1 protein-coding gene is annotated in these 765 nt (G+C 69.0%); it reads left to right on the plus strand.

What is annotated here, in order from left to right; translation table 11 throughout:
• Positions 1 to 629 (plus strand): phosphoglycerate kinase (gene pgk / locus AC1DKD_RS41730; RefSeq protein ID WP_477144795.1); only part of this gene is annotated, 629 nt, incomplete at its 5' end.
• Between the last annotated feature and the right edge of the window lie 136 nt (positions 630 to 765).

Here is a 765-nt window from a genome sequence, read left to right on the forward strand (position 1 = left end):
CGCTGGTGGCGATCGTGGCCGGTTCCAAGGTGTCCACCAAGCTGACCATCCTCAAGACGCTGGCCAGCAAGGTCGACAACCTGATCGTTGGCGGCGGCATCGCCAATACCTTCATGCTGGCGGCCGGCCTCAAGATCGGCAAGTCGCTGGCCGAGCCGGACCTGGTGGCCGACGCCCGCACCATCATCGACCTGATGGYCGCGCGCGGCGCTTCGGTGCCGATTCCCGTGGACGTGGTGTGCGCCAAGGAATTCAGCGCCACCGCCACGGCTACCGTCAAGGACGCGAAGGAAGTGGCCGACGACGACATGATCCTCGACATTGGCCCCAAGACCGCGCAGATGCTGGCCGAGCAGCTCAAGGCCGCCGGCACCATCGTGTGGAACGGCCCGGTCGGCGTGTTCGAATTCGACCAGTTCAGCAACGGCACGCAGGTGCTGGCGCATGCCATTGCCGAGTCCAGGGCCTTCTCGATCGCCGGTGGCGGCGACACGCTGGCGGCCATCGCCAAATATGGCATCGCTGACCGCGTGGGCTATATCTCCACCGGCGGTGGCGCCTTCCTGGAGTTCCTGGAGGGCAAGAAGCTGCCCGCTTTCGAGGTGCTGGAACAGCGCGCCGCGGGCTGAGGGTGGCGGCTCTGCGGGGGATTGGCGGGGACATGGGCGGCAGGCGCGGCCTGGCAGCGTTGCTGCTGGCCGCGATGCTGCTGGCCCTGGCCGCCTGCGGCCGCCCGGGCGGCGCGCCCGACGGGCGCACCCTGGC

The sequence above is a fragment of the Cupriavidus sp. 05T313 genome, assembly GCF_056396665.1.